The sequence below is a fragment of the Neisseria sp. HMSC068C04 genome (assembly GCF_001810105.1).
Lineage (GTDB): Bacteria > Pseudomonadota > Gammaproteobacteria > Burkholderiales > Neisseriaceae > Neisseria > Neisseria flavescens_B.
In genome coordinates, this window is record NZ_KV799958.1 from 7299 (window position 1) to 9110 (window position 1812).

3 protein-coding genes are annotated in these 1812 nt (G+C 41.2%); 2 read left to right on the top strand and 1 reads right to left on the bottom strand.

The annotated features are described in order from the left end of the window. Window positions 1-101 precede the first annotated feature (101 nt). Together HMPREF2700_RS06625 and HMPREF2700_RS11815 are read left to right on the top strand one after the other, a co-directional pair. Window positions 102-641, top strand: a complete 540-nt coding sequence (locus tag HMPREF2700_RS06625; RefSeq protein ID WP_070591090.1) for a hypothetical protein — start codon at window positions 102-104, stop codon at window positions 639-641. A 509-nt stretch (window positions 642-1150) separates the two neighbouring features. Beyond that, window positions 1151-1297: a DUF6396 domain-containing protein gene (locus HMPREF2700_RS11815; RefSeq protein WP_168162738.1), complete on the top strand. Its 147-nt coding sequence runs from the start codon at window positions 1151-1153 to the stop codon at window positions 1295-1297. A gap of 55 nt (window positions 1298-1352) precedes the next feature. Here the strand turns inward: HMPREF2700_RS11815 and HMPREF2700_RS12055 are convergent, their stop codons facing one another. Then, complete coding sequence (locus HMPREF2700_RS12055) at window positions 1353-1673, bottom strand: hypothetical protein (protein ID WP_349267192.1); 321 nt, start codon at window positions 1671-1673, stop codon at window positions 1353-1355. Between the last annotated feature and the right edge of the window lie 139 nt (window positions 1674-1812).

Genomic DNA, 1812 nt, shown 5'->3' on the forward strand with positions numbered 1-1812 from the left:
AATTTCGTTAACAGACTATTTTTGCAAAGGTCTCTACAGGTCTGTGGCCAGCCATTGATGGTGTAGAAACCCGTATTCCTGCTGAAAGAAAAATTGATGGGGTGGCAGATGTGACTGTAAAAAGTGGTTTCTCTGCTCAAGGCGAAAAGCAAAGTCAGTTGGCACAGGCTGATGAAGTGAATTTATTTAAACGCACCATTTTGTATGCGGCAGTGCCTGAAAATTCCAAGTGGTATCATGTGGCAGACCACAATGATGTTGTGAACGCTCGAAGTATGGTCTTTATTCGCAAACGACCTAATATCAGCGAACATGAATTTCAACAATTTATCAATCAAGAATTGGCGCCGAGTTTAGCGAATATTGGTAAATTAAAAGAATTGCGTGCCACCGCATATAACCCTTGGGATAAAAGTCAATGGAATTCACCTAATGTGGCGCATGATAATGCACCGGAAGTACAGTTTCATGGGGTGTTGATTTTAGGTTTTGCTGATCGTCAAGCGATGAGAGCATTTTTTCAAGGCGATGAATTAAAACGACTTTCTAACAGAATGGCGGTATTTAGTTCAGCCATTCATGCGTATGATGTCGAGAAAACGCTTGTTTTTATCGATAATAGTCTGCGAGTTAATCCGTAATTTTTTGCTTAGATTTAAATTCTATTCATTATCAAAAAATCGTCTGAAATCGCTTGTTTTCAGACGGTTTTTTTATGATTTAAGCCAGAGCCTAAATTGTCAGCGTGGAAAGTATTGCTGAAAACTTTATGGGCAAATGGAAAAGCAGGTTTAAGTACTGGCAGATCTTGATGGGGTAAGCGGTTACCTCATTACCGCCACCAACAGCGACTATAAGGCAAACATACGGCTGCAGTTCCTGCTCAGTAACGACTGGACAAGGGGTACCGACATTGAGGTCGAAGCCGAAGTCAACAAATTGTATAAAATGTTGCATAAACAGTTTCCTCCTACTGCATACTATCTGCTCAAAGGCTATATTGAAGACGGCTGATGCGCAAGATACACCAATGTGCCTCTGAACAAGGACAGGGAGCTTCTTCTTTAGAACTGGGGAGTCATTTACAGATTAAGGATAGATTTGATGAAGCAGTAAAGGCCTATCATAAGAGGGTAAAAACGGTAACCATTTGTCTGCACATATTCTTTCTTATGCCTTTAAGGCAGAAAAAGAAAAAGGCAGTAACGACTTTTTAGATGTGGAGACTGATGAAGAGCGCGCACGCCGTTATGGCATCATCAATACCTATCTTTCAGATTACGGCTTCATGTCGTGACTTGGATGACATCTCCTTGAGGCAATACATGTATTACCCCTAAAGATATGGTTGATTAGGTGAGGGTAAGGTTTTGATTGGCGTCGTAGTGGTATTCAGTCTGTTGGCCCAGTGCATCGGTAAAGCGCACCAGTTGTCCTTTGGGTGTATAGGAGAGTTTGGTTTCGTAACCGGAACAGTCGGTAATGAGGTCGGGCTGGCGGTTTTCATTGTAGTGATAGGTAGTACTGTTGCCATTAGGTTCGGTCACCGACAGCAACAGACCGTTGTCGGCATAGTCGAAATGCAGGATAAAGCCGTCCGGACGGGTAATACTTTGACTGAATCTTACTTTATTTGGATATGAAAAGAAAAGCGTAATGAGAAAAAAGAGTATAGCTGAGTTAAAACGATATCAATTGCGCTTACTAAAATGTGAAACACAAAAAGGCCATCTGAAAAATTTCAGATGGCCTTTTTGTGTAAGTGATTGCACAACTAGGAGAAACAGGAATTAATAGACTAAAATACTGGCA